The organism is Campylobacter geochelonis, assembly GCF_013201685.1.
In the GTDB taxonomy this organism is placed as follows: domain Bacteria; phylum Campylobacterota; class Campylobacteria; order Campylobacterales; family Campylobacteraceae; genus Campylobacter_B; species Campylobacter_B geochelonis.
This window is the reverse complement of the sequence record NZ_CP053844.1, coordinates 641,370-666,743: the sequence shown is the minus strand read 5'-3', so window position 1 is coordinate 666,743 and position 25,374 is coordinate 641,370. Positions and strand designations below refer to the sequence as shown.

26 protein-coding genes and 1 pseudogene are annotated in these 25,374 nt (G+C 33.5%); 5 read left to right on the top strand and 22 right to left on the bottom strand.

Annotated elements, in window-relative coordinates:
- Positions 1 to 1,048 precede the first annotated feature (1,048 nt).
- Positions 1,049 to 1,767: pseudogene (locus CGEO_RS03150) on the top strand (IS1595 family transposase).
- 83 nt (positions 1,768 to 1,850) lie between these two features.
- Here the strand turns inward: CGEO_RS03150 and hemH are convergent.
- Positions 1,851 to 2,789: a ferrochelatase gene (hemH, locus tag CGEO_RS03145; RefSeq protein ID WP_075540074.1), complete on the bottom strand. Its 939-nt coding sequence runs from the start codon at positions 2,787 to 2,789 to the stop codon at positions 1,851 to 1,853.
- Complete coding sequence (locus tag CGEO_RS03140) at positions 2,786 to 3,661, bottom strand: Gfo/Idh/MocA family protein (RefSeq protein WP_075494771.1); 876 nt, start codon at positions 3,659 to 3,661, stop codon at positions 2,786 to 2,788. The genes hemH and CGEO_RS03140 overlap by 4 nt, the downstream gene beginning before the upstream one ends.
- A 156-nt stretch (positions 3,662 to 3,817) precedes the next feature.
- Here CGEO_RS03140 and alaS point away from each other — a divergent pair, with 156 nt between their 5' ends.
- The 4 genes from alaS to CGEO_RS03120 are packed head-to-tail and all read left to right on the top strand — an operon-like array spanning position 3,818 to position 9,331.
- On the top strand, positions 3,818 to 6,361 hold the full coding sequence (gene alaS / locus CGEO_RS03135) for an alanine--tRNA ligase (RefSeq protein ID WP_075540073.1): 2,544 nt from the start codon (positions 3,818 to 3,820) through the stop codon (positions 6,359 to 6,361).
- Complete coding sequence (locus CGEO_RS03130) at positions 6,358 to 6,849, top strand: hypothetical protein (protein ID WP_075494773.1); 492 nt, start codon at positions 6,358 to 6,360, stop codon at positions 6,847 to 6,849. The genes alaS and CGEO_RS03130 overlap by 4 nt, the downstream gene beginning before the upstream one ends.
- On the top strand, positions 6,846 to 7,388 hold the full coding sequence (gene maf, locus CGEO_RS03125; RefSeq protein ID WP_075494774.1) for a septum formation inhibitor Maf: 543 nt from the start codon (positions 6,846 to 6,848) through the stop codon (positions 7,386 to 7,388). Before CGEO_RS03130 ends, maf begins: the two co-directional genes overlap by 4 nt.
- The gene (locus CGEO_RS03120; RefSeq protein ID WP_106381568.1) at positions 7,385 to 9,331 is read left to right on the top strand and encodes a transglycosylase domain-containing protein; all 1,947 of its coding nucleotides are present in this window, start codon (positions 7,385 to 7,387) and stop codon (positions 9,329 to 9,331) included. The genes maf and CGEO_RS03120 overlap by 4 nt, the downstream gene beginning before the upstream one ends.
- A gap of 845 nt (positions 9,332 to 10,176) precedes the next feature.
- Here CGEO_RS03120 and CGEO_RS03115 read toward each other — a convergent pair.
- From CGEO_RS03115 to purE, 20 genes are all read right to left on the bottom strand, one after another.
- Complete coding sequence (locus tag CGEO_RS03115) at positions 10,177 to 11,673, bottom strand: BatD family protein (protein ID WP_075540072.1); 1,497 nt, start codon at positions 11,671 to 11,673, stop codon at positions 10,177 to 10,179.
- Complete coding sequence (locus CGEO_RS03110) at positions 11,651 to 12,619, bottom strand: tetratricopeptide repeat protein (RefSeq protein ID WP_172658066.1); 969 nt, start codon at positions 12,617 to 12,619, stop codon at positions 11,651 to 11,653. Before CGEO_RS03110 ends, CGEO_RS03115 begins: the two co-directional genes overlap by 23 nt.
- Complete coding sequence (locus CGEO_RS03105) at positions 12,619 to 13,560, bottom strand: vWA domain-containing protein (RefSeq protein WP_075531886.1); 942 nt, start codon at positions 13,558 to 13,560, stop codon at positions 12,619 to 12,621. Before CGEO_RS03105 ends, CGEO_RS03110 begins: the two co-directional genes overlap by 1 nt.
- The gene (locus tag CGEO_RS03100; RefSeq protein ID WP_075494778.1) at positions 13,553 to 14,443 is read right to left on the bottom strand and encodes a vWA domain-containing protein; all 891 of its coding nucleotides are present in this window, start codon (positions 14,441 to 14,443) and stop codon (positions 13,553 to 13,555) included. The genes CGEO_RS03105 and CGEO_RS03100 overlap by 8 nt, the downstream gene beginning before the upstream one ends.
- Positions 14,437 to 14,814, bottom strand: a complete 378-nt coding sequence (locus CGEO_RS03095; RefSeq protein ID WP_075494779.1) for a DUF6568 family protein — start codon at positions 14,812 to 14,814, stop codon at positions 14,437 to 14,439. The genes CGEO_RS03100 and CGEO_RS03095 overlap by 7 nt, the downstream gene beginning before the upstream one ends.
- Positions 14,814 to 15,638, bottom strand: coding sequence for a DUF58 domain-containing protein (locus CGEO_RS03090; protein WP_075540070.1), 825 nt, complete (start codon positions 15,636 to 15,638; stop codon positions 14,814 to 14,816). Before CGEO_RS03090 ends, CGEO_RS03095 begins: the two co-directional genes overlap by 1 nt.
- Positions 15,639 to 15,643: 5 nt before the next feature.
- Positions 15,644 to 16,591 carry an AAA family ATPase gene (locus tag CGEO_RS03085; RefSeq protein WP_075540069.1) on the bottom strand — a complete coding sequence of 316 codons (948 nt, stop codon included), beginning with the start codon at positions 16,589 to 16,591 and terminating at the stop codon, positions 15,644 to 15,646.
- 113 nt (positions 16,592 to 16,704) lie between these two features.
- On the bottom strand, positions 16,705 to 17,034 hold the full coding sequence (locus tag CGEO_RS03080) for a cupin domain-containing protein (RefSeq protein WP_075540068.1): 330 nt from the start codon (positions 17,032 to 17,034) through the stop codon (positions 16,705 to 16,707).
- A 100-nt stretch (positions 17,035 to 17,134) separates the two neighbouring features.
- Positions 17,135 to 17,491 (bottom strand): 50S ribosomal protein L19, encoded by a 357-nt coding sequence (rplS, locus tag CGEO_RS03075; RefSeq protein ID WP_075494783.1) that lies wholly within the window; start codon positions 17,489 to 17,491, stop codon positions 17,135 to 17,137.
- Positions 17,481 to 18,188: a tRNA (guanosine(37)-N1)-methyltransferase TrmD gene (trmD, locus tag CGEO_RS03070; protein ID WP_075494784.1), complete on the bottom strand. Its 708-nt coding sequence runs from the start codon at positions 18,186 to 18,188 to the stop codon at positions 17,481 to 17,483. Before trmD ends, rplS begins: the two co-directional genes overlap by 11 nt.
- Positions 18,185 to 18,715 (bottom strand): ribosome maturation factor RimM, encoded by a 531-nt coding sequence (gene rimM, locus CGEO_RS03065; protein ID WP_075531881.1) that lies wholly within the window; start codon positions 18,713 to 18,715, stop codon positions 18,185 to 18,187. The genes trmD and rimM overlap by 4 nt, the downstream gene beginning before the upstream one ends.
- A 2-nt stretch (positions 18,716 to 18,717) precedes the next feature.
- Positions 18,718 to 18,966, bottom strand: coding sequence for a KH domain-containing protein (locus CGEO_RS03060; protein ID WP_075494786.1), 249 nt, complete (start codon positions 18,964 to 18,966; stop codon positions 18,718 to 18,720).
- Positions 18,967 to 18,968: 2 nt separating this feature from the next.
- The gene (rpsP, locus tag CGEO_RS03055; protein WP_075494787.1) at positions 18,969 to 19,199 is read right to left on the bottom strand and encodes a 30S ribosomal protein S16; all 231 of its coding nucleotides are present in this window, start codon (positions 19,197 to 19,199) and stop codon (positions 18,969 to 18,971) included.
- Positions 19,200 to 19,270: 71 nt separating this feature from the next.
- Positions 19,271 to 20,605, bottom strand: a complete 1,335-nt coding sequence (ffh, locus tag CGEO_RS03050; RefSeq protein ID WP_075540067.1) for a signal recognition particle protein — start codon at positions 20,603 to 20,605, stop codon at positions 19,271 to 19,273.
- A 62-nt stretch (positions 20,606 to 20,667) separates the two neighbouring features.
- Positions 20,668 to 21,429: a pseudouridine synthase family protein gene (locus tag CGEO_RS03045; protein ID WP_075494789.1), complete on the bottom strand. Its 762-nt coding sequence runs from the start codon at positions 21,427 to 21,429 to the stop codon at positions 20,668 to 20,670.
- The gene (waaA, locus tag CGEO_RS03040; protein WP_075540066.1) at positions 21,426 to 22,556 is read right to left on the bottom strand and encodes a lipid IV(A) 3-deoxy-D-manno-octulosonic acid transferase; all 1,131 of its coding nucleotides are present in this window, start codon (positions 22,554 to 22,556) and stop codon (positions 21,426 to 21,428) included. The genes CGEO_RS03045 and waaA overlap by 4 nt, the downstream gene beginning before the upstream one ends.
- Positions 22,553 to 23,266, bottom strand: coding sequence for a zinc ribbon domain-containing protein (locus CGEO_RS03035; RefSeq protein ID WP_075494791.1), 714 nt, complete (start codon positions 23,264 to 23,266; stop codon positions 22,553 to 22,555). The genes waaA and CGEO_RS03035 overlap by 4 nt, the downstream gene beginning before the upstream one ends.
- Before the next feature lie 9 nt (positions 23,267 to 23,275).
- A complete protein-coding gene (locus CGEO_RS03030; RefSeq protein WP_075494792.1) occupies positions 23,276 to 23,998 on the bottom strand; it encodes a Nif3-like dinuclear metal center hexameric protein in 723 nt (240 codons plus the stop codon).
- 2 nt (positions 23,999 to 24,000) lie between these two features.
- A complete protein-coding gene (gene glyQ, locus CGEO_RS03025) occupies positions 24,001 to 24,861 on the bottom strand; it encodes a glycine--tRNA ligase subunit alpha (protein ID WP_075494793.1) in 861 nt (286 codons plus the stop codon).
- Positions 24,861 to 25,373: a 5-(carboxyamino)imidazole ribonucleotide mutase gene (gene purE / locus CGEO_RS03020; RefSeq protein WP_075494795.1), complete on the bottom strand. Its 513-nt coding sequence runs from the start codon at positions 25,371 to 25,373 to the stop codon at positions 24,861 to 24,863. The genes glyQ and purE overlap by 1 nt, the downstream gene beginning before the upstream one ends.
- Position 25,374: the final 1 nt, after the last annotated feature.

Below are 25,374 nucleotides of genomic sequence, written 5' to 3'. Positions count from 1 at the left end.
GAGTTTGATTTCGAGTTTGATTTCGAGTTTGATTTCGAGTTTGATTTCGAGTTTATAAATTTTAAAAACGCATAAGGTATGTCGCTAGATAGTTTTATCTAGGTTTTATATAGAATTTATTGTGTGTTTTATAGGAAAACCGAAGCTAATCAAAACCGCCATACTTTACCATTCTAATCATCTCGCAAAAACAGTTTCATACTTTTATATTGTGTAATTTTTTATGCAAAACAAAACCTAAAACATATTTTATATTAAATTTTCACCTATTTAAGAGTAATTTTAAATAAAATTTGCTACTTTTGCATAATTTTAATTTATTTAAAAACATACGACTGCTTTTGCATGCAATCACTTTTTATATAGGCATTTTCCTGCAATCATAAATTTTTCAAACTTGTATAATTTATAAGTATTTTAACGCTAAACAGCCGATTGAGTCTATTTAAAAATCCTATATTTTACAAGTTTGCTATCTGGGATTTTATATAAAGTATCTTACAAGCATTTTGTCGCAACATAAAGTAGTATAAAATTTATCTAAATTATTAAATTTAAATCCATAGGTAAAATCAGAGCTAGATGATAAGTTTAATATATTTTATTAAGTATTTAATTAAATTAATATTATTATAAATACTCGTGGTACAAATATAAAAATCATTTTTAAAAGTAGCTTGAAATGTTCATTCATAAAAAGAAATTGCGATAACATTCTAGCTAAAAAACAAGCCCAATGCTTAAAATTTATAAAACTCACATACTCGCATATAAAATTATCATTATCTTTTATACACTCGCCACTAAATAAAGTAGAAAATCGCCATTTTAAAGCAAAATATTATTTAGGCTAAAATCGCATCGTATCTTAAATTTAACCAAATCACTACCAAATTTGTATAATAAAACTTTGTAGTTTTCTAGGCTAACAAAAGCTTTTTATCAAAATAAATTCTTATTGAATTTTATGATTTAAATAGCATTTTTGTCAAAATATTTAAGGCTCAAGACAAATTAAAAACTTTTAAAGGGGTTTTTAACTACTATGCTGTCGATGAAAAACAAATACATATACCGTTCCCGAATTTCTGAAAAGAAATTTCGTGAAATTCTCAAGTATTTTTGCCTTGATTTAGAAGCTGTAAAGATAGCTAAAATTTGTAATATTTCTAGAAATTCTATCAATAAAATTCTAAAAGATATAAGAATTTTAATGGCACAAGAATGCGAGAAAATTTCTAAATTTGATGGCGAGATAGAAATAGATGAAAGCTACTTTTTACTTCGCTTTGCTAGTAACTGTAAACAGAAGGAGCTAAAAGAGTAAGAGGCAAAAGAGGCATAGGTGCAGCTAATAAACAACTAGTATTTGGTATGTTAAAACAAGAATGGTAAGGTCTATACACAAGTAGTTAAAAACTGCAGTGCAAGTGAGCTAGTGTCAATATTAAGAGAGTTTAGTGAGTTAAATGAGAGTATTATTTACTCTGATAGTTGGAGAGCTTATGATGGTTTAGTGGATTATGGAGCAAAAGCTCATTACCGTATAAAACACTGCAAAAATGAATTCGCTAATGGTAAAAATCACATAAATGGTATAGAGAATTTCTGGGGTTATGCAAAGCATAGGTTAAGTAAATTTAAAGGCATAGAAAAGATAATTTTATATTGCACTTAAAAGAGTGTGAATTTAGGTTTAATAACAGAGAAAACTTATATCAAATTTTACTTAAATTGATAAGAGAAAAACCGCTTAACTTGTTTTGAGCCTTATTTAAAAATTTACTAAATTTAGCTTTAATTCTCTATTCTTTTTAACCATTTAAGCAAATTTTACAAAGCTTTTTTTGCTAAATTTTAGAAATTTCTTTGATAAATTCAACAAACTCATCGCTATCATTTGGGCATTTTACAACACCATAAAACTCAAAATTATTCTTTTTTGCGATGTGATTATACTCAATGCTTAGCTCAAAATCAGTCTCTGAGTTATCCACACAAAAAGATATAGGGTAAATCAAAGCTCGTTTGTTTTCCAAAGTTGGCAAAACTTCACTTAAATTTGGTCCTAACCACTGGACTGGTCCAAGGCGAGATTGATAAGCAAGTTTTATCTCTTTAAAATTTAAATTTTCTTTTTCTAATAAATCACTCAAAATATCAACATGATTTTCTATATCATTTTCATACATATCGCCACGATTTATAATCTTTTGTGGTAAAGAGTGAGCCGAGAAAATCAAAGTTGTATTAGAAATCTCATCGTTATTTAAACCAGAAATGCTATTTTTGATTGAATTTATGATTATGTTATTATAAATTTTATTTTCAAAAAAGGTTGGAATTTCATAAATTTTAGCACTTATTCCTAACTCTTTTATAGCTTTTTTTGCATCATCTAAACTTGAAATTACCGTAGTTGTAGAGTGGTGTGGATAAAGTGGAAAAAGCACTATCTCATCGTAACTTTCGTATTTTTTAAAAACATCTTTTGAAAAAGGTGGCGTGTAGTTCATAGCATAATCCACATCAAACCCAACCTCTTTTCTAAGTTTTTTTACCAAAGAGTCTGTTATATCCACTATGGGAGATTTTCCACCTATAGCTTTGTAGTTTTGCGTGGCGGCTTTTACCCTAAATTTGGTTATCAAATTTGCCAAAATAGATCTAAAAAAACTATTTTTTATAGTTAAAATATATGGATCATTAAACATATTTTTAAGAAAAACACTAACCTCATCTAAGTTATTTGGCCCGCCCATATTTAAAAGTATTAAAGCTTTTTTCATTTTAAAATCTCTCTTAGTTTTACTGCATCTTCAACACTCGCCAACTCGCCAAAATCCTCATCGTTGCAGACATTTGCAAAATTTTTATGTTCATATCTAATCGAAAAATCCTCGCTATCTACTTTTAAATTTATTCGCCCACTTTCAGTTACTTTATGTAGCGTAAAAGCGACTAAATCAGCTAGATATATCCCGCTTGTCGCGCAAATTTCAATAAAATTTCTATTTTGTGGATAAAAAGCGTTTGAGCTGATATTGACTAAAATGTCATTTTTAGTTTTTAAATTTGAATGAGCAATTGATAAATTTTTCTTATTTCCAAAACAGATTTTTTTCATATCAAAAGAGCTAACTTCAGATTTTGTTAAAAACCGCACCAAATCAAGGTCTTTGATTAAAATATCATCAACCAAATCAAGCTCATCATAACTTTTACAAGCCCTTATGATATTCATCGAGTAAATTTTCTCCTCTTTAGCAAACTCTCTAACTAGCGATATTACAGTAGGATTAAACCTATCTCTGTAGCCAACTGCGATTTTAAGAGCGTTTGTGCTAGCTGCGTATCGTATCTCTCTGGCTTGATCTAGGTTATCTGCTAAAGGGGATTCTACGAAGATATTTTTTATGTATTTCATGCATTTTAAGATGATTTCTTTATGCGTTTTTGGGGGTGTTGCTATCACTACAGCTTCTGGTTTTAAAGTATTAAACATCACATCGATATCAGTGAAAAATTCAAACCTTCCAAACTCCTCTGCCTCATTTTTATCACATATGGCAACAAGTTCGAAATAATCAGACCTTCTAAGCTCGCTAAGATGTTTTTTGCCTATCTCTCCTAGTCCGATTATCGCAATTTTTCTCTTCATATCTTCCTCAAATTTTGTAGTGAATTTTGCAATTATAGCTTAAGTTGATTAATACTCAAAAAACATCGCCCAAAATAGCGCCACTAGCACAAAAAGCTTAAATTTAAAAAAATAGGATAAAATATAACCAAAATTTTAAAATTTAGGACTAATTTTATGGATGTTAGACAAGAATATTTGAATTTCTTTCAAAACAAGGGTCACGAGATTGTACAAAGCGCACCTTTAGTGCCAGATGATGATACATTACTTTTTACAAATGCCGGCATGGTGCCGTTTAAAAGCATTTTTACTGGAGCTGTTCCGCGCCCAACTCCTCCTATTAGAACAAGTTGTCAAACCTGCATAAGAGCCGGTGGTAAGCACAACGATCTTGATAATGTCGGCTACACAGCACGACACCATACATTTTTTGAGATGCTTGGAAATTTTAGCTTTGGCGAGTATTTTAAAACTGATGCGATAGCCTATGCGTGGGAGTTTGTAACTGAAATTTTAAAACTTCCAAAAGATAAACTTTATGTAACAGTTCATGAAAAAGATGATGAAGCCTTTGAAATTTGGGCAAAACATATAGATAAAGAGCGAATTTACCGTTTTGGCGATAAAGATAACTTTTGGGCGATGGGCGATACTGGACCTTGTGGGCCATGTAGTGAGATATTTTACGATCAAGGTGAAGAGCATTTTAACACAGAAGAAGACTATATGGGAGGCGATGGAGATCGCTTTTTAGAGATTTGGAATTTAGTTTTCATGCAGTTTGAAAGAGATAAAAGCGGCAACCTAACCCCACTTCCAAAGCCAAGCATCGATACTGGAATGGGCTTAGAGCGTGTAACAGCGATAAAAGAGGGAGTCTTTAGTAACTACGATAGCTCGCTTTTTATGCCTTTGATTAAAGAAGTAGAAAAGCTTTGTGGCAAACCATACGAATATATAAGTGGTGCTAGCTACCGCGTTATAAGCGATCATATCAGAGCTACTACATTTTTACTAGCTCAAGGTGTAAATTTTGATAAAGAAGGCAGAGGCTATGTGCTTAGGCGAATTCTTCGTCGCGCTGTTAGACACGGATACTTGCTTGGCATAAAAGAGCCATTTATGTATAAGCTAGTGGATAAAGTTTGCGAACTTATGGGTGGGCACTACACTTATCTAAATGAGAAAAAACAAGCCGTTAAAGAGCTTATTAAAATGGAAGAAGAGAGATTTTTTGTTACGATTGTGGCTGGACTTGAGCTATTTAATGCTGAACTTAAAAACACCAAAAATATCTTTAGTGGCGAGGTTGCATTTAAGCTTTATGATACTTACGGTTTTCCGCTTGATTTAACTTCAGATATGCTTAGAGAAAAAAACATCAAGGTTGATGAAGCTACATTTGATAAGTTGATGAATGAGCAAAAAACAAGAGCAAAAGCTTCATGGAAGGGAAGTGGCGATAAAGCCAAAGAAAGTGGCGACTTTAAAGCGTTGCTTGAAAAATTTGGTAAAAATGAGTTTATCGGTTATGAAAACAAAACTTCAAATAGCAAAATTCTAGCTATTTTAGATGAAAATTTTAAAGAGATAAACGAGCTAAAAGCTGGCGAAAGCGGCTGGATTATGCTTGATAAAACTCCATTTTACGCACAAAGTGGCGGTCAGTGTAGCGACACTGGACTTATAAATTTAGTAAGTCTTGTTCTTGATACACAAAAGTTTTTTGAGCTAAATTTATCACTAATTACCGCTAAAGAAAGTTATAAAATCGGCAATATTGTAAGATGTGATGTGGATGATAAAAGAGCGATGATAGCGCGTCATCATAGTGCTACTCACTTGTTACACTCTGCTTTAAGAGCGGTTTTAGGCGAACATATATCTCAAGCTGGAAGTAGCGTAGAAGCTGATAAACTTCGCTTTGACTTTTCTCATCCAAAAGCTATGACTAGCGAAGAGCTTGCAAAGGTTGAAAATTTCGTAAATGAAGCCATTTCAAGAGGTGCTGAGGCTAAAGTCGAAATCATGGATATAGAAAGTGCGAAAAAAAGCGGTGCGATTGCACTGTTTGGCGAAAAATACGGCTTGGAAGTTAGAGTTTTAAGCTTTGGCGATGTTAGCAAAGAGCTTTGTGGTGGCACACATGTAAAAAACATCGATGAAATCGGAGCATTTTTGATAACAAAAGAGAGTGGCGTTAGCTCTGGAGTTAGAAGAATCGAGGCGATTTGTTCGCAAGAAGTTGTTAAATTTAGCAAAAACTTAAGACAAGAACTTAACCAAATAAATGAAGCGCTCAAAAGCAAAGACTCTCTTGTAGCGATTAAAAAGTTAAAAGATGAGATAAAAACTTTGCAAAATGAGCTTAAAAATGCAAGCTCGGCAAAAGCGATAGAGCTAGTAAATATGGGCGATGTTAAAGTTGTTGTTAGTGAATTTAGCGGAGATATCAAAGCAAAAATCGATGAACTTAAAAACCAAAACGAAAAGCTTGTAGCTCTGTTTTTTATGACAACTGATGATAAAATCCAAATAGCAGCTGGAGTTAAAGGCGCAAATGTAAAAGCTGGAGAACTTGTAAAAAATGTAGCTTCTATCCTTGGCGGAGGTGGAGGCGGTCGAGATGACTTCGCTACTGCTGGCGGGAAAGATATAAGCAAAATTGATCAAGCGATAGAATTTGGAAAAAATTTCATTAAGGAAAAACTCTCTTGAATCAAGAAATAAATGCAGCCTTTGCTAAGGCTGAGCAAATTTTACCATTTTTGCATATCATTTTTGCTATGTCTATAGTTTCTATTCAGGTTGTTTTGTTGATTGGTTCTAGGTATTTTTTAAAGAATTTTAGCGATGATTATAAAATGGTTTTATCATTTTGTAAAAAATTTGAGATAAGTTTTATAATACTTTTCATGCTTTTAGTTTTAAGCGGATTTATAATGTCAAAAAATGGAGATTTTAAATTCTCAGACCCTATGGTTGAAGGCATTTTAAATACCAAATTTATACTATCTGGATTTATCTTGCTAAATTTTGGCTACATTTACTATAAACTTATGATGATTAGAAAAAATATAGAGAAAAACGAAGTCGAAGAGGTCTATGATAACTTAGTCATAGCCACTAAGTATTTTACATCTTTAAACATCGGACTTTGCGTTATAGGCATATATCTTGGCGTTGTTATAGTGGAGTTTAGATGATATATCTAGCTTCTAGTTCACCTACAAGAGCGAAAATTTTAAAAGATTATGGGGTGGAATTTACTCAAATTCCATTCTCTTATGATGAGAGCATTATAGCCAAAGCAGATCCGCTAACCTACGCTTACGAGATAGTAAATTTAAAGCACAAACAGTTTTGCGCTGCCCACAAAGAGCTTAAAAACACCCTTTTTGCCGATAGTTGCGTTGTGGTAAATAACGAAATTTATGGCAAAGCACAAAACGAAGAAGAAGCTTATAAAATGCTTAAAGCTCAAAGCCAAAATGAAGCTAGTGTGATAAGCGCTATGATGTTTGATGGGGATAATTTTAATTTGCTAAATTTAAGCATAACTACATATAAATTTAGTAAATTTAATGAAGATGATTTAAGCAACTACTTAAAAAGTGGCGATTATAAAGGCAAGGCGGGCGCTATGATGATAGAGGGTTTTAACAAGAAGTATATCCTTTCTCAAAAAGGCAACACAAGCACCGCGATGGGACTTAATGTAGAAATTTTAAAGGCATATTTATGATAAGGTTTTTGTTTAGTTTTTTTGTTATGTGTGTATTTGCCGTTGGTGGCGTGTTTATGTACTTTTATTCAGAAGTAAAATACGATATGGACAGCATTGTAAACTATCACCCTACTTTAACCACGCAAATTTATGATAGAAACGACAAGCTAATAGCAAATGTTTTTGAGGGAGAAAATCGCGTTTATGTGACGTATAAAGAGATACCAGGTCGCGTTATAGAAGCATTAGTTGCTATAGAAGATACAAATTTTTTCGAGCATAAAGGTATAAATTTAGAAGCAATTTTTAGAGCCATTATCAAAGATATAGAAACTATGAGTTTTGCACAAGGCGCTTCAACCATCACTCAACAACTTATCAAAAATGTAGCCTTAAGTAACGAGAAAAAAATCGATAGAAAAATAAAAGAATTTATCCTTGCGATGAAGCTTGAAAACGAGCTAAGCAAAGAGCAAATTTTAGAGCGATATTTTAACGAGGTATATTTTGGGCATGGATATTATGGTATCAAAACCGCTTCGCTGGGGTATTTTCACAAAGAGCTAAATGAGCTAAGCCTTAAAGAAATTTCTATGTTAGTTGGTCTGCCAAAAGCTCCAAGTAGCTATGATCCAACTAAGCATTTAGATCTTTCACTATCGCGCGCAAACCGTGTTATAACAAGAATGTATGAGATAGGCTGGATAGGAAGAGACGAGTATGAAGTCGGACTAAAAGAAGAGCCAGTTGTCTATGATGATAGCCTAACGCAAAACAAAGCTCCATATGTTGTAGATGAAGTCATAAAAGAGGCAAACCGTTTCTTGCCAAACCTACGAACTGGCGGTTATAAAATTTATACCAGTGTGGATTTAGAGGTTCAAGATATGGCAAGAAAATCTTTAGTTGATGGATATAACGAAATTTTAAAAAGAAACAAAGATGCAAATGCAAGCATACTAAATGGCGCTATAACAGTAACAGATCCTTTAACTGGCGATATTTTAGCCCTTGTTGGCGGGGTTGATTACGCAAAAAGCAACTTTAACCGCGCAACTCAAAGCAAAAGGCAAACTGGCTCAAGCTTCAAGCCTTTTATCTACCAAATCGCACTAAATGAAGGATACTCGCCAGTAAGCGAAGTAGCTGACATACCGCGAAGTTTTGATGATGGAAGTAACAAAGAGTGGAATCCAAAAAACTTTGGTAAAAAATACGACGGTTATATCACCATGCGAGAAGCGCTTAAAAAATCGCGAAATCTCGCCACTGTAAATTTGATGTATTCACTAGGTGTGGAAAATGTTATCAACAAACTTCGCGATGCTGGGTTTAGAAATATGCCTTATGCGCTTTCAGTTGCGCTTGGAAGCTATGGAATCTCACCTCTTGAATACTCGCGCTTTTACTCAATGTTTGCAGGTGGTGGCGTGGCTACAACTCCTAAATTTATAAAAAAAGCTGTTAGTTTTACTGGAAATGAAACCTTGTTTGAAGCAGAAAAAACAAGGATAACTCAGCCCGAACAAGCTTATTTAGTAGTTAATATGATGCAAGAAGTGGTAAATAGCGGAACTGCTAGAAGAGCAAAGGTAAAAGGCATACAAGTTGCTGGAAAAACTGGAACGTCAAACGATAGCATAGATACGTGGTTTTGCGGCTATACGCCTGAAGTTTTGGTCATCATCTGGTATGGAAACGACAACTACACGCCTATGCGAAACGTAGAAACCGGCGGAAGAACTGCTGCTCCTGTGTTTGCCGAGTTTATGAATAAATACCTAGAAGCTTTTCCAGAGACAAAAAGAAATTTCAAAGTTCCTAGTGGCGTTTTTCATAAAATTTATAAAGGCAAAGATGAGTTATACACCAAAACTTCGCCACTTCCAACGCAAGATACCTTGCCGCAAGATATCGGATATAGCGATGGAACTGGTGGTGGAAGCTCGCTTTTGTTTTAATCTTTCTAAATAAATTTAAGCTCGCTTTCATTAAACGAGCTTAAAAATAGAGTAAAATGAGTAGAGTTTAAGAGGTTGAAATTTGTCGATTTCAAACCGCCTCTAATCCATAAAATCAAAGCTCAAAGTGAATTTGGCGAGTTTGGTTCCTTGTATTTTAAAAATACCTATACAGTCTATGAAATTTTATTTTACTAGCTAGATTAAGCTAAAGTTAAATTTCGCTATAATTAATTTGATATATCTTTTATATAAATAAATTTAACTAATATTTTTAACTTTTTACACGTGCTTTGCTTATAAAATTTGAAATTTCACTTTATAAAGCTTTGCTAGTGCTAATTAAATTTTTGATATCACACCAACAAATCTCTTTTGTAAGATAAAAGTTTTAAAAACAGATTATAAAATTTACTAAATTCTTTTAAATATTGCGAGTAAAATAATCTCGCGCAACTAAATCAAACTCACAAGGAAGATTTTAAGTAGCTTTAAAAACCCTTATCATAAAATTAAAAAGTGGCTTAGCATTCTAAATCAAGCAAAACAGTGGTATTTTTCTTGTAATTTTATCAAATTTAATGTTTGGTTTTAAAGAGATAAAACATTAAAATGGTTTTATTTATCTAAATTTTTAGTGCGATAAATTTAAATTTTTGCCATTTATACAAGTTGATTTGCCGTATAATTTTTACAAATTTACCTAATTTTTGTTTTACCTAAAATCAACCTGAAGCACAAAATGCTATTTTTAAAACTTCACAAATATCAAAACTACGATAAAACTCAGCGCATCGTCTTAATTTCACAATAAAAATCTCCAACCAAAGTAGCTAAAGCCAAATTTATCCCTTGCTCTCTTCATCATCAAAATACTCTAAAAGCGATTTTTTATCAATGATATTTTTTGCATTTTTATATAAATTTTCTTCAAGCATACAAAGCGTATTTTTTATAACTTTACTATCGTTTGCATACGGCAAAAGCAAAGTAAACAGCTCTTTATCGCTTTTTGCGGCTTTGATTTTTAACAAAACCGAGCTTGATTTCTCTTGTTTCTTTCTAAATTTAAACTTAGTAAAAAGATAAAAGGTCAAAGCTCCAAGCACAAAACCGACTGCTAAATTTAGCCATTTCACATAAGGATTTTCTTGTGCGTTGATGATGTTTTGCTCAGTTTTTTTAGTAGGAGTTTGCAAATTTGCCTCTTTAAAACTAGAAGCACTTTTTGCCGGAGCATTTTTAACATAAATTTTTATCTTATTGCTTTTAACTGTCTTTACCGCGCCCAAATCCTCATCAAAGTAGCTAAAACTAACACTTGGTATGGTAAAGTTTTGATCTGAAACTATGGCAAATTTTTGAGTAAATTTACCGCCATATTTGCCATCTTTAAACCCACTTTTTATGCTAGGTTCGTTGTTATAAACCATCGCATCGCCAAAATTTAGGTTAAATTTTTTAACATCATCGATATTTCCATCACCATCTATCTCGATAGTCAAATTCACAGGCTCGTTCGCATTGGTTTCGTTTTTATCAACATATGCACTTATACTAAATTTTCCAAAATTCTCAACTCCGCCTGGAAGCGGTTTAACGCTGATTTTAAGAGGATTTGAGTAAATTTTTTGCCACTGTAAATCACTCATAAACATATCAAAAAACGGATCGCCACCCCTACTTTGAGCCTTTGCGATATCCATAGCAAGCGGGCTTACCTCATACTCGCCACTTTTTTGAGCAAAGACAAGATATACCATCTTCTCTACGATATAATCCCCCTCCCTACTTTGGGTGTTATCTCCTAGTTTTCTTATCCAAAAGTTGTTTAAATTTATGTTTTCAAGCTGCGCTTTACTAATGTTTGCGTTAATTTTTCTTTTAAAAATCACGCTTAATTTGGTGCTTTCTCCAACATAAAGCTCGTTTTTATCAAATTTTAACTCAAGCACAAACTCATCGCCCTCTTTGCTTTTTTCTGGCTCTAAAACCTCGATTTTAGCCTCATTTGTCGTGTATGTTTTGCCATCAATTTTTACGCTATAAGCTGGTAAATTTAGCGCTTTTTCTGGTTTTAAACGATATGTTTTAGCGGTTTGTTTTGATACTTTGCCATTTATCATCGATATACTTTGCGAATTTTTTACGCCCAAAACTGCCACTCCATTAACTTGTGAGATTTGCGGAAATTCCACATCTTCGCCATCTGCAACGATGCTAAACTCCGCCACTTCTCCTTTATAAATCGCTGGAGTATCTACTCGCAAACTCGCATTTCCATACACGCTCACGCACAAAAATAGTGCTAAAAGCGCACTACCAAGGCTTAATTTCATCATGATTTTCCTCTTTTTTATCAAGTGGCAACAAAAAGGTGTTTATCCCTCTTTGTTCTAACTGCCTTTGCCATCTTCGTTGCTCAATATCACTTATTGGCTCATCTACGACGCCAAAATCTTCGTTTTGGTTATCTTTTTGCTCTTTTTTACTACTTTTATCTTTTGGCTCTTGTTTGACTTTTGACTTTTCGTCGTTTTTGCTTCTGTTTTGTTGGAAGCCTTGCTCTTTTGGCTCGCCAAATTTTTTATCTTTGTTTTGAGTTTTATCTTGAGAATTTTTATTTTCGCTATCAGTTTGCTCTTTTTGAGAGTTTTGATTTTTATTATCATTTGCGTTTTGCTGATTTTGCTGATTTTGCTGATTTTGCTGATTTTGCTGATTTTGCTGATTTTGCTGATTTTGCTGATTTTGCTGATTTTGCTGATTTTGCTGATTTTGCTGATTTTGCTGATTTTGCTGATTTTGCTGATTTTTATTTTCTTTAGATTCTTTATCTTTTTGTTCTTGTTTTTGTTTATTATCTTGGTTTTGCTGGCTATTTTTATTTTGCTCTTTTTTCTTTTTTTGCTGTTCTAAAAACTCTAAATTATACCTTGCATCTTTATCATCTTTAAGCTCTAAAGCCTTTTTATATGAGTCTATTGCTTGATCGATTTTACCTAAATTCGCGTACGTATTTCCTAAATTATAAAGCTTATTAAATTCTAAATTTGGCTCTTTTATACCTTTAAATTCCTCTAGCGCTTGGTCGTATTTTTTATCTTTATACAACGCCACGCCACGGTTAAATTTAGCCTCATCTTTATCTATCTTTGCATAATACTTCGCAGCAAGCGAGAAATTTCCATCTTTAAAAGCAGTATTTGCTCTATTTAGATTATAAAAATCAAACACTCCACCAAAAGCCAAATTTATAAAAACAGCCAAAACAACCACTTTTTTCATCAAATTTTCCTTGTCGGTAGCGAAAAAATAGCCATAAAGAAAAAAACCAAAGCTAAAACCAAAGGGTAGTAAAAAAGCTCTTGTTGCTCATTTATCATCGTGCTTTGCTCGTTTTTATCTCTAAATTTAGCACTCATATCATCGCTTATGCTCTTTATATCATCATTTGAAAGCGAATAATTCAAAAATGCTCCGCCAGTTTGCAAGGCTAAATTTTTTATAGCTTCGTTTGCTTTTAAAACAGCCATATCGCCATTATCAGCCTTAAAAAGCGCTCCTTTTTGCGTTGCGACTAGATAGACATAAACGGCGATATTATGCTCTTTTGCATACGCGATTTCCTTTGAAAAGTCCACATTATCCCCACCATCACTAAAAATTAACACAACTTTATGCTCGTTTTTATCAAATAAAGAATTTGCTGATTTTAAAAACGAGATTATGCTAGTTCCTTTTAAATTTAAATAGCTAAAATTCATATTCTTAACAAGAAATTTCAACGACTCAAAGTCCTTTGTAAGAGGCGAAACCAAAAACGCTCTATCGCTAAATCCTACTATAGAAACCCTTTTATCGCTAGCGTCTTTTAAAAATGTAAAAAGCTTGTTTTTAGAAAACTCAAAACGGTTTGGAAACACATCATCAACGCTCATTGATTTTGATATATCAAGCCCAACGACAACATCTATAAAACTTGATTTAACTTCGATTTCGCCACCTTTAAAAACTGGTCTTGCGATAGCAAAGATAAGCATTGCCAAAGATAGTATTAGTAAATTTGCTCTAAATTTAGAAGAAAATCCACGGTTTTTTATATAAATTTGTTTCAATACATCTTTTGAAAAATAGCTCTCAAATTGGCTCTTTTTTCCAGCAAAAAGTAGCAAAGCAGGAAGTAAAACCAAAAGCCATAAAAACTCTAAATTTTGAAAACTAAACATATCTTTTCCTATTTATCATAAAAAAATAAACTACCATAAACACTCCAGCAAATAGCGCAAAATAGTGGAAATAATATGTTTTTTTGATATATTTATCAGCTCTTATATCGCTTTTTTCTAGCTTGTCGATTTTAGAGTAAATCTCTTCTAGTCCTTTAAAAGAATTTGAACTAAAATACTCGCCACCTGTGTCTTTTGCGATTTTTGCTAAGACTGCTGGGTTAAAATCTCCTGGCACGCCAACGCCTATGGTATAGACTTTGATGCCGTATTTTTGAGCAGTTTTTATCGCCACGTCTAAAGGAATCGAGCCTGCATTATCCATACCATCGGTTGGTAAAATGATGATTTTATCTTTTGCGGTGCTGTCTTTAAAAAGATTTGCGGTTAAAAACAGCGCTTCATAAAGTGCTGTTTTTTGCGTTCCAGCAATGCCAACATCTACTCTATCAAGCAGGCGTTTTATGCTGTTTTTATCATAAGTTAGCGGAATTGCTACATATGCAAAGTCTGCAAAAACGCTAAGTCCGATTTTATCGTGAGTTCGCTTAGCGATAAAGTCTTTGACTATGTTTTTAACAGCACTAAATTTATCCCCTCGCTCCATCGAGCCGCTAACATCGAGCATCAAAGCTATCTCATAGCCCTTATCATCGACAAAACTTATCTCATCTTTTTTAACCGGACTTGCAAGCGCGGTAATTAGCAAAAAAGCGATGATAAATTTGACTAAATTTAAAGCTACATTTGCTTTTTTAGCAGCTTTTTCAAGCATATCAATGTTAGAAAAGTAAAAGCTTGGATTTTTGGCTTTGCAGAATTTAGCACAAACTAAGTAAACTAGCAGTAGCAAAAAGGCAAATGGATATTCAAAACTTAGCATTTTATCGCACCTACAAAGCTTTTGATTTTATCTTTATCATCTTGGCTTAAATTTGGAATATCTTTTTTGTATTTATAAATTTCAAGCTCTTTTTCAAAGCTTTCAAACTCAACTTTATTGCTCTGGTTTACAAAAAAAGCGTAATTTTGACTAAAGTCATAAACTGCTTGTTTTGTATCGCTAAAATCGATGTTTTTTAACTTTTCATATGCTATTTGCTTTTGTGTTTTTTTAACCTTTTTTCTCTTTTTTGGTTTTAAAAAAACAGCTAGTAAAACGACTACCAAAAGTACAACAACCACTAAAATAATCAAATAAAGCGGGCTTGCTTGTAGCCCAACAATGCCTTTTATATCTTTAAGTCCTTGCATCAAGACCTCACGATATTCATAAGTTTAAGCAAAATATCATCATCTGTATAAATTTTGCCAAAAGAAATTTTGTGTTTAAAAAAATGCTCTTCTAGTTTAAAATCATGATCTTTTAGCAACTTGTTATATTTATGCGCGGTTTGTTTGGTGATATTTGCTTCAAATTTAGCTAAATTTAGCGGATTTATAAAATCAACACTATCAAAAACCTCTAAATTCTCCTCAAGTCTATCCCTGATAATCACAGCATAAACATCGTTGTATAAAGCGATTTTTGATAGATTAACATCACCTAAAAAATCTCCGATAACAAACACCATAGCTCGTTTTTTAATAAACGAGTTTATGCTATCACATAGCTTTTCATAATCTGCTTTTTTACCCAAAAGCTCAGTATCAAGGGCATTTTCTACGATATCATAAACCCTATCTTCACTTTTTGTCGGTTCATAAATTCTCTCAAGTTTGTCACTAAAAAGATATGGATATAAAAGATTTTTATCCGTCACAGTAGCTAGTGATAACAGTGCAAACACCTCGCTTGCAACATCTTGTTTAAGTCTAAATGAGCCAAATTTCATACTTGCACTTAGCATAAAAGCAACAACGACACTTAGCTGTCTTGTCTCGTTAAACAAATTTACCTTTAGCTCTAAATTTTTTGCTGTAGCTTTCCAGTTGATTTTCTTAAGCTCATCATTTTGATAATCCCTTATCTCGCTAAAGTCCAGACCATCGCTTTTTGCGCTACTTTGAGCGTTACCAAAATTTAGATTATAAACATCTTTTTTAGCTTTTAAAAAAAGCTCTCTTGCTCTTTGCATAGATTTTATGGCGCCTTTACAACTTCTACGATTTTTTGGATAACTTCATCTGTGGTGATGTTTTGCGCTCTTGCTTTGTAATTTAGTATAATTCTATGCCTTAAAACGCCCTTTACAACGCGTGCTATATCAAGTGGGCTAACATAGTCTTTACCGCCAACTAGCGCATAAGCAAGGCTTGCTTTAAAAAGATCAATACTAGCTCTTGGACTTGCTCCAAACTCGATATACTCGCCTATTTCGCCGATATTATAAAGCGCTGGCTCTCTTGTGGCGTGGATTAGCTTTATGATATATTTTTTGACCTCTTCATCGATATAAACATCTTTAAGCTCGTTTTTTAAATTTCTTATATCCTCTTTATCAGCAACTTTGCAAACCTCTTCAAAGCCCTTAACAGCAACTCTTTCAACTATCTCAAGCTCTTCTTCATAAGTGTTATAACCAACCAAAACTTTCATCATAAACCTATCAAGTTGCGCCTCTGGAAGTCTGTAAGCGCCCTCTTGCTCGATTGGATTTTGTGTAGCCATAACCAAAAACGGCTCATCTAGTTTAAAACTTTGCTCGCCTATTGTGATTTGTCGCTCTTGCATGACCTCTAAAAGCGCTGATTGCACCTTTGATGGCGCTCTGTTTATCTCATCTGCTAAAAGTAAATTTGTAAACGCTGGACCTTTTTTTATGCTAAATTCATTTGTTTTAATGTTATAAATTTCTGTTCCAACTATATCGCATGGAAGCAAGTCTGGAGTAAACTGCACGCGTTTAAAATCAAGTCCTAGACTACGCGATAGCGCGTTTATAGCAGTGGTTTTGGCAAGTCCAGGAACACCTTCGACTAAGATATGCCCATTTGCAATCAACCCAATCAACAAAGAGTCAAGCAACTCTTCTTGACCAACTATGACCTTTTTAACTTCATTTTTTATTTTTTGGATTACTTCGCTCATACTTTCACCTTTAAATTAGAGCGAAATTATATAACACTAACTTTAACAAATGGTGGATAAATATTATATGAGATATGAAGAATATCCCCAAAACAGGGGATATATAAATGCGTTTATTTTACTACACTAAAAACACGACTTAAACTATCTGTATTTGATAGAGTTAAGCGAACGATAGAATTTCCTTTTGCTTTTAGCGAGTGAGTTACATTTGCATCAAGTGCGATTAAATCAAACTCTTTTAAGATTATAAACTCGCCACCAACTCCAAACTCAATCTCGCCTTGCAAAACTTGCACAACTATTGGCGCTGGAGCTTTGTGATCTCTCATCACGCTTTTATCTTCTAAAGTGATACAAATTTCTTTTGAAACTGCTGTTTCAAGAACTAAATTTGCTTTGACACCATTAAAATTTTCTGGTTTAAAACTGTATTTTTGCATATTATCTCCTTGTTAATTTAAGAAGATTATAAGATAAATTTGGAGAAGTAAAATTGATATGAGTCAATAAAAGAGAGAAAAACTCTCTTTTATTATAAAATTATTTTCTAAGCTCTTTGATTTTCGCAGCTTTACCGCGTCTTTCTCTTAGATAGAATAACTTAGCTCTTCTTACGCGACCACGTCTAAGAAGCTTAATCTCCTCTATGCTTTCGCTAAATATAGGGAAAATTCTCTCTACGCCTACATTGTTAGCACCGATTTTACGGATGATAAAAGTCTCGCTTGTGCCGCTTCCGCGTCTTGCTATACAAACACCTTCAAAATTTTGAACTCTGGTTTTGTTTCCCTCTTGAATTCTGATAGCGACTCTTAAAGTATCACCTGCACGAAAATCAGGTACACTTTTCTCGTTGATTTGAGCATTCTCAAATGCTTCTATATACTTATTTCTCATGTTTTTCCTTTTTTATTTGGCGATCTAGCTTGAGATACAAATCAGGGCGAAAAAACCTGGTTTTTGAGTTCGCCATATTAATTTTCAAAGCTTGTATTTTAGCATGATTTCCCTTTAAAAACTCTGAAGGCACTGCTAAATCTTTAAAAATATTTGGTTTTGCAAACGATGGCGCCTCCAAAGCTCCATTTTCAAAACTCTCTTCAACTAGAGAATTTTCATTTCCTAAAACACCTTTTATGTTCCTACTTATCGCATCGCACATGCAAAGAGCTCCAAGCTCTCCACCTGTTAAGATAAAATCTCCTATGCAAAAAACTTCATTTACATAAGTTTCTATTATCCTCTCATCAATGCCCTCATATCTGCCACAAATAAATGCGATATGTTCAAATTTAGCCAACCTTTTTGCGTCAAATTGAGTAAATTTTTTACCAACTGGAGTTAGATAGATAATATGAGGATTTTGCTCTTTTATATTTAAAATCGCACCCTCTAAAGGCTCGGTTTGCATCAAAAGTCCAGCCCCGCCGCCTATCATATAGTCATCAACTTTTTTATGTTTATCTTTACTAAAATCCCTTGGATTTACAAATTTTACTTTTATCAACTCTGCATCAACGGCTCTTTTTAAAATCGAGTCTTTAAAATACGGCTTAACTAAATTCTCAAAAAGAGTTATAAAGCTAAATTTCATGAATTTTCTAAAAGCAAAAATGCGTTTTTACTATAAATTTTCTTTTCGCTAAGTGAAATTTTATCTATATAACTATCTATATATGGTATAAAAAAAGTCTCACTAAACCCATCTTTTACTAAACTTAAGTTAGTTTTTACTTCAAAAAGATTGCTTAATCCAACTTCTAAAATATCTTCAACAACGCCTAAAAGTCGTTCATCTTCCCAAATTTCAAGTCCGATGATATCAAAGTAAAAAAATTCATCTTTGCTAAGTTTGCAACGCTTTCTAGTCTCATTTATACTTTGATAAAGGACTTTGTTTACCAAAGTTGAGGCTAAATTTATATCTTCAAAGCCTTCAAAAATGGCTGTAGAATTTGATTTGTTAAAAGATAAAATTTTAAGAGTCTTGCCATCTTTTAAAAAAAAGCTAACACCTTTTTTAAACTGTGATGGAAAATCACTCTTATCATGAAGTTTTAAAGCTCCTTTTAAACCTACTGTTTTACCAAGTATTGCTACTTCTAGGAGCTCGTCACTCATAATTATCTCTCTTCTATACTTTTAACAGTTACCCTATAAGATGTCGGATCTTTGGCTTTACAACCGATGATAACTGTTTTTATGGCATTTATCATCTTACCATCTTTGCCTATAAGTTTGCCTGTGTCAGCCTTGTCTGCATATACGATAAGCTCGACAAAGTCTTGATCTAAATTTACCTTCTCTACGACTACTTTTTCTGGGTATTGAGCTATAAGCATAGCATACTGTTTTAAAAAATCTTCAACCATAATTATTTGCTAGTGATTTTTGCAACTCTATCGCTAAGTTTTGCGCCTACACTTTTCCAATACGCAAGTCTTTCAGCATCAAATTTGATAACTTCAGGCTCAACCATTGGATTATAATGTCCTATCGTCTCGATAAAACCACCATCGCGTCTTTTTCTACTATCTGTTACTACGATACGATAAAATGGTCTTTTTGTTCGTCCGATTCTAGTTAGTCTTACAACTGTTGCCATATTTTTTACTCCTTGTTTTAATTAAATAAAGCTTTACTATAAGCAAAATTTGCCCATAGTAAAACCCTAGTTTATCTAGGGATATTTTGGTTTTGCATCATCGATGCCATGCCTCTTATGCCGCCTTTGCTAGAGAATTTCTTAGCTATCTTTGAAGCATTTGTGAACTGTTTTAAAAATCTATTAACCTCAACTTGAGAAAGTCCTGCTCCAGCTGCTAAACGCCTTTTTCTAGCGTTATTTAACAAGTCTGGGTTTTCACGCTCTTTTGGAGTCATTGAATTTATCATAGCTTTTATATGAATTATCTCTTTTGAGTTTTCTAAATCTATATCTTTGATTTGGTTTGAAACATTTCCAAGACCAGGAATCATACCGATAAGATTTTTCATATTTCCAAGTTTTTTAACTGTTTCAAGCTGATTTAAAAAGTCGTTAAATGTAAACTGACCTTTTTTAATCTTTTTAGTGATATCTTTTACATCTTTTTCATCAAAAATAGCGCTTGTTTTTTCCATCAATGTCGCTAAATCGCCCTCGCCCATAATACGCCCAACGATTCTATCTGGTATAAATCCCTCTATATCAGAAGGTTTTTCACCAGTTCCTATAAAACGAAGTGGAATTTCAATCTGTTTTGCGATACCTATAGCAACGCCACCTTTTGTATCAGCATCAAATTTACTTAAAATCACACCTGTTATTCCAAGTGCTTCGTTAAAGCTAGCTGCTGATCTAACACCATCTTGACCACTCATCGCGTCTGCTACATAGAAAATTTCGTGCGGTTTAGTTACATCTTTTACATCTTTTATCTGATTCATCAAAGCTTCATCTATCGCCAAACGACCTGCAGTATCTACCAAAAGCACATCATAAAGCTCTTTTTTAGCCTTAGCCAAAGATTCTTTTGCTACTTTTATTGGATCTGTTTCGCCGTCTATATAAAACAAATCTATCTCATTTGCCTCGCAAAGTTGTCGAAGTTGCTCAACTGCGGCAAGCCTTTGTAAATCGCAAGCTGCGATTAAGACTTTTTTCTTTCTAAGTTTTAGGTAGTTTGCAAGTTTTACCGTTGTTGTTGTTTTACCGCTACCTTGAAGTCCTGCCATCAAAACCACAGTCGGCGGCACGCTAGCAAAAACAAAACCTTGATTTCCAGGAGCTGTTAAAACAGTAGTCAAATTTGACTTAATAGCATCTAAAAACTGCTTTTGTCCGATTCCACTAGATTTAACATCGCTTTCAATCAAAGTCAATAAATCTTTAGTAACTTTGTGATGAACATCGGCTTTTAAAAGTGCCTTTTTAAGCGTATCTAAAGCGTTTTTTAGTGCTTTTTCATCATCTACGATTCTAAGTTTGTTTACCGCCAATCTAAACGATTCACTTATCTGTTCAAACACATTCTACCTTTCAATTTTTTTCAATAAAGGGCATATAATACTATAATTTTGCTTAAAACTCATTAAAATTTCATATTTTTTGAAATTTCAAAACCAAATTCATTAAAGCTAAAATCAGCCAAAGGTGCGATAAACTCATAACCTAGCAACGAAGTTTTATAAGCGTGTAAAAACATTCTTTTTGAGCGGTTTTTACCATACTTTTCATCGCCAATCACCCCATATCCAAGGCTTGCTAAATGCACTCTTATCTGGTGAGTTCTGCCTGTTTTTATAACAACTTTTACTAAAGATTTTTTGCCACTTACCATAATCGGATGAATTTTACTAAGCGCAGTTTTACCAAGTGGTGAGATTTTAGAAATCGCGCCGCCCTTACCTTTAATCGTCAAAATAGGCTCATCTACGCTAATCTCTTCGCTTACTATACCATTTACTACTGCGATGTAGATTTTTTCAACATTTAGTTTTTTAAACTCTTTTATCGCCTCTTCTTTAAACTCATCATTTTTAACCAAAAGCAAAACGCCACTTGTCTCTTTATCAAGGCGGTTTAAAAGTTCAAATTTAAACATAGTAGCGATTTTCTCACTAGTGATAAATGGCGGCTTGTTAATAGCCATGATGTTTTCGTCTTGAAAAATCACAGCTGGTTTTGCTATCTTTTGCACACTAAATTTAGCCTTTGTATCGACTAATCCTCTTGCTATGCTTAGCTTTTCGCCATGCAAAGACACCAAACCATCATCGATTAAATCTTTCGCTTCGTTGTTTGAAATTCCTTCTTGAATGGCTAAAAGCTTGTATGCTTTTTCTTTACTCATATTTTTTCCTTGATTATGTTTTCTATGGCTTTTATATCGCACATTTGAACTATGTTTGTTGGATTTAAATGCATATTTAAAAGCTCGTTTAAATTTGATAAATTGCTAAAATTTACACCCTCAACTAAGCAAAAAAGCGCCTTTTGATTATCTATAAACTCGCCGTTTATTAAAGGCGTGTTAAACTGTGCGATTTCTATAGGATTATGCCCGCCAACGCCTTTTATAAAGCTTCCGCCAAGCACTACAACATCGGCGATTTTATAAAAATTTACAAGCTCGCCCAAAGTATCAAGAAGTATAAAGTCTGATTTAAGCCCTAAATTTGATGAGAATTTCTCATAAGATATGTTAAATTTACTCGTATACTCTTTACAAATTTCATCAACTTGATTAAATCTTTCTGGGTGCCTTGGCGCTAGGATGATTTTAAAATCATCTTTAAACTCTAAATTTGATAAAATTTTTTCCTCTTCGCCTTCATGTGTGCTAGCTATAACAATAAGCTTTTGGCTAAATTTAGCATAGTTTTTGCTAGGTTTGGTAAAATTTGCACTTTTTACATTTCCAACTACTTTAGTACACCTTGCTCCAAGCTCTTTTAAGCGCTCTTCATCAAGCTCACTTTGAGCTAAAACTAAGTCGATGTTGTTAAAAATTTTCTTATAATAAAAGCTAAATTTTTTATATCTTTTATAAGATTTATCGCTAATTCTAGCATTTAGCAATATCACATATGAGCCATTTTTCTTAGCATATCTTACTAAATTTAGCCAAAGTTCAGCTTCAAAAACGACCAAAACTTTTGACTTTTTAAGCCACAAAGGCAAAAAAAGCTCAAAAGGCAAAAACCTGCTTTCTTTATAAGAACTTACTGCTTTGTTAAACCCAGTCTGCGTTGTCGTAGTTAGCGCGATTTTATCAAATTTGGACGCTAAATTTATGATTGAATTTACCTCTCCTAAACTGCACGCGTGAAAATGAACATCGCAAGGCTTAAATGGTGGGTTTTTAAATAAAAAAAATCTAGCAGGAATGCTTTTTCTATATTTTTTTTTAAAGGCTAAAATCACTAAAAATGGAAGTGAAATTAGCCAAATTATGAAGCAAAATATATTATAAATCACTCAGCTTCTGTCTCTTTGTAGAGAATTCTGCCACAATGTGGACAAGTGATAATGTCATCGCTTCTTATAACTGAAAGGTATGTTTTGTCATTTATCGACATAAAACAGCCATAACACGCTTGTTTTCTAACAGGAACTACTGCTGTGTTGCCTGCCCATTTACGAATTTTTTCATAAAATGTTAGAATTTTTTGATCCATCTCTTTTAAAAGAGCATTTTTCTTTTCACAAATTTCGTTTCTTTGCACTTCTATTTCATCGCGCTCTTTTTGAGTGCTTTTATTAATCTCTTCTAAAGCATTTTTAAACTCTTCAAGCTTTGTGTTTAACTCTTTTTTTATATCTTCTTTTACTGAAGCTACTTTTTCAAGTCTTGCTATATCTTCATTTGCTGCGTTTAACTGCTCTTTTGCAAGGTTTTCTTCAAGATTTAAAGCTTTAACTTCTCTTTCTGTTTTTACAGATGAGCTTTTTTTGCCCGTATCTTTGATTTTTGATGAAAACTCAGCTATATGCGCGTTTGTGTTTGAAATTTGGCTTTTTAAGTCTGCTATCTCTTCTAAAACTTTTTCTATGTCTTTATTTGTAGCTTCGATTTCTTCTTTTTTAGCGTTTAAATTCTTCTCGATACTCTCGATTTTTGGGATAAAACTATCGATATTTTTATCATATTCTGAAAGTTCAACAAGTTGCTCTAAATATTTGTTCATGCTTTTTCCTTAACTATAGGTGAATGGATTTATTGAATTTGATATTATAACTTCAATTTTGTTTTTTTGCAAATTTTTTGCTAAAGAGTCCGCAAAAAAGAGCTCGCTCTCATAGTGGTTTATATCTATAATACTAATGCCATTTTCTAAACTCTCAAGTGCGCTGTGATATTTTAAATCTCCTGTTAAAAAGCAGTCCACCTCAAAACTTCCAAGCAGATCTGCCCCACTTCCAGTGCAAAGTGCTATGGTTTTTATATGCTCTTTTACCCTAACTGTTCGTAAATTTGCTATGTTAAATTTAGCCTTTATATCAGCTATAAGCTCATCAAAGCTCATATCAACTTCCATAAAAACTAAAAAATCTTGCACTTTTGTGATTTTATAAGCTAAAACCTCTTTTGCTACGAATTTATTTAATATAAATTTATCATAATTTGTATGCATAGATATAAGTTTTATATCTTTTTTTATCATCTCTTTAAGTAGTTTTGTTGGGTAACTTACTCCATCAAAACGCTTTAAACCCTTGAAAATCAGCGGATGATGTGTTATAAAAAGTGAATTTGGCTTAGCGTTTTTAACTAAATTTAAATCCAAATCCAAACTAGCATAAATGCCTTTAAACTCATCATCCATACTTCCAACCAAAAGTCCAGAGTTATCCCACTCTTCTTGAGCTTGAAATGGTGCTAACTGATCTAAAATTTGATAAATTTCACGAATTTTCATCGCTATTTTTCTTCTTGAGATTTAGCATAAGCTAACGCGCAACTCTTTGCTAGTTCGCGAATTTTTAAGATATAATCTTGTCGTTGCGTTACGCTAATTGCCCCTCTTGCGTCAAGTACGTTAAAAGTGTGAGCTGCTAACATACAGTAATCATACGCAGGAAGACTTAGCCCATATTCTAAAATATGCTTGCACTCTTTAAAACAGTTTTCAAACTGGTTAAAAAGCATATCCACATCGGCGATTTCAAAGTTATATTTTGAAAACTCATACTCGCCTTGTTTATGCACATCGCCATAAGTTACAACTCTACCATCTTTTTTATCCCACACGATATCATAGACATTATCCACATCTTGAAGATACATCGCAAGGCGTTCTAGCCCGTAAGTAACCTCGGCGCTTACTAGCTCGCAAGCGATTCCGCCAACTTGTTGAAAGTATGTAAACTGAGTAACTTCCATGCCATCAAGCCAAACTTCCCAACCTAACCCCCACGCACCAAGCGTTGGGCTTTCCCAGTTATCTTCTACAAAACGAATGTCGTGTTTGCTTAAATCAAATCCGAGCCTTTCTAAACTTTTTAGATAAAGCTCTTGGATGTTATCTGGACTTGGCTTGATTAAAGCTTGAAACTGATAGTAAGCTCCAAGCCTGTTTGGATTTTCGCCATATCTTCCATCGGTTGGGCGACGAGAAGGTGCAACATACGCTGCTGCCCACGGTTTTTTACCAAGGCTTCTTAAAAAAGTCGCTTGATGATAAGTTCCAGCGCCTGCTGGCATATCATAAGGTTGAACGATAAGACAACCTTGCTCGCTCCAGTAATTTTGTAGTGTTAAAATAATTTGAGAAAATGTCATCACTCACCCTTAATCAAAACTTCAATTTTAGCTGAGTCTTCCTCAACCGCTCTTACCATCGCTTCTCTATCTTCTTTGAGTTTGCTAGCAAGTTCTAAATTCGATAAAGACAAAATTTGCACCGCTAGATAAGCTGCATTTTTAGCTCCTGCTTTACCGATAGCCAAAGTTCCAACTGGCATTCCGCCTGGCATTTGAACAGTTGAGTAAAGCGCGTCCACGCCATTTAAAGCGCCACCACCAACTGGAATTCCTAAAACTGGTTTAAGCGTTTTTGAACATACAACTCCAGCTAAATGCGCTGCCATGCCCGCTGCACAGATAAAAACTTGCGCACCTTTAGCTTCTGCTTCTTTTATATATTTAGCCGTTCGCTCTGGGCTTCTGTGAGCTGAACTAACGATAAGTTCATACGCCACACCAAATTTTTCTAAGACTTTGACCGCTTCATTTACCACATCGTAATCGCTCTTGCTTCCCATGATAATGGAAACAAATTTGCACTCTTTCATA

Coding starts and splice junctions, on each gene's coding strand:
- alaS (WP_075540073.1), top strand. CDS start 3,818: ATGGATGTTAGACAAGAATATTTGAATTTCTTTCAAAACAAGGGTCAC.
- CGEO_RS03095 (WP_075494779.1), bottom strand. CDS start 14,814: ATGCAAGGACTTAAAGATATAAAAGGCATTGTTGGGCTACAAGCAAGC.
- rimM (WP_075531881.1), bottom strand. CDS start 18,715: ATGAGTGACGAGCTCCTAGAAGTAGCAATACTTGGTAAAACAGTAGGT.
- hemH (WP_075540074.1), bottom strand. CDS start 2,789: ATGAAAAAAGCTTTAATACTTTTAAATATGGGCGGGCCAAATAACTTA.
- CGEO_RS03120 (WP_106381568.1), top strand. CDS start 7,385: ATGATAAGGTTTTTGTTTAGTTTTTTTGTTATGTGTGTATTTGCCGTT.
- CGEO_RS03030 (WP_075494792.1), bottom strand. CDS start 23,998: ATGAAAATTCGTGAAATTTATCAAATTTTAGATCAGTTAGCACCATTT.
- CGEO_RS03105 (WP_075531886.1), bottom strand. CDS start 13,560: ATGTTTAGTTTTCAAAATTTAGAGTTTTTATGGCTTTTGGTTTTACTT.
- glyQ (WP_075494793.1), bottom strand. CDS start 24,861: ATGACATTTTCTCAAATTATTTTAACACTACAAAATTACTGGAGCGAG.
- trmD (WP_075494784.1), bottom strand. CDS start 18,188: ATGAAATTTAGCTTTATAACTCTTTTTGAGAATTTAGTTAAGCCGTAT.
- rplS (WP_075494783.1), bottom strand. CDS start 17,491: ATGAGAAATAAGTATATAGAAGCATTTGAGAATGCTCAAATCAACGAG.
- CGEO_RS03060 (WP_075494786.1), bottom strand. CDS start 18,966: ATGGTTGAAGATTTTTTAAAACAGTATGCTATGCTTATAGCTCAATAC.
- CGEO_RS03045 (WP_075494789.1), bottom strand. CDS start 21,429: ATGAGTAAAGAAAAAGCATACAAGCTTTTAGCCATTCAAGAAGGAATT.
- CGEO_RS03080 (WP_075540068.1), bottom strand. CDS start 17,034: ATGCAAAAATACAGTTTTAAACCAGAAAATTTTAATGGTGTCAAAGCA.
- purE (WP_075494795.1), bottom strand. CDS start 25,373: ATGAAAGAGTGCAAATTTGTTTCCATTATCATGGGAAGCAAGAGCGAT.
- rpsP (WP_075494787.1), bottom strand. CDS start 19,199: ATGGCAACAGTTGTAAGACTAACTAGAATCGGACGAACAAAAAGACCA.
- maf (WP_075494774.1), top strand. CDS start 6,846: ATGATATATCTAGCTTCTAGTTCACCTACAAGAGCGAAAATTTTAAAA.
- CGEO_RS03085 (WP_075540069.1), bottom strand. CDS start 16,591: ATGAGCGAAGTAATCCAAAAAATAAAAAATGAAGTTAAAAAGGTCATA.
- CGEO_RS03100 (WP_075494778.1), bottom strand. CDS start 14,443: ATGCTAAGTTTTGAATATCCATTTGCCTTTTTGCTACTGCTAGTTTAC.
- CGEO_RS03115 (WP_075540072.1), bottom strand. CDS start 11,673: ATGATGAAATTAAGCCTTGGTAGTGCGCTTTTAGCACTATTTTTGTGC.
- CGEO_RS03140 (WP_075494771.1), bottom strand. CDS start 3,661: ATGAAGAGAAAAATTGCGATAATCGGACTAGGAGAGATAGGCAAAAAA.
- CGEO_RS03090 (WP_075540070.1), bottom strand. CDS start 15,638: ATGCAAAGAGCAAGAGAGCTTTTTTTAAAAGCTAAAAAAGATGTTTAT.
- CGEO_RS03110 (WP_172658066.1), bottom strand. CDS start 12,619: ATGAAAAAAGTGGTTGTTTTGGCTGTTTTTATAAATTTGGCTTTTGGT.
- CGEO_RS03035 (WP_075494791.1), bottom strand. CDS start 23,266: ATGAACAAATATTTAGAGCAACTTGTTGAACTTTCAGAATATGATAAA.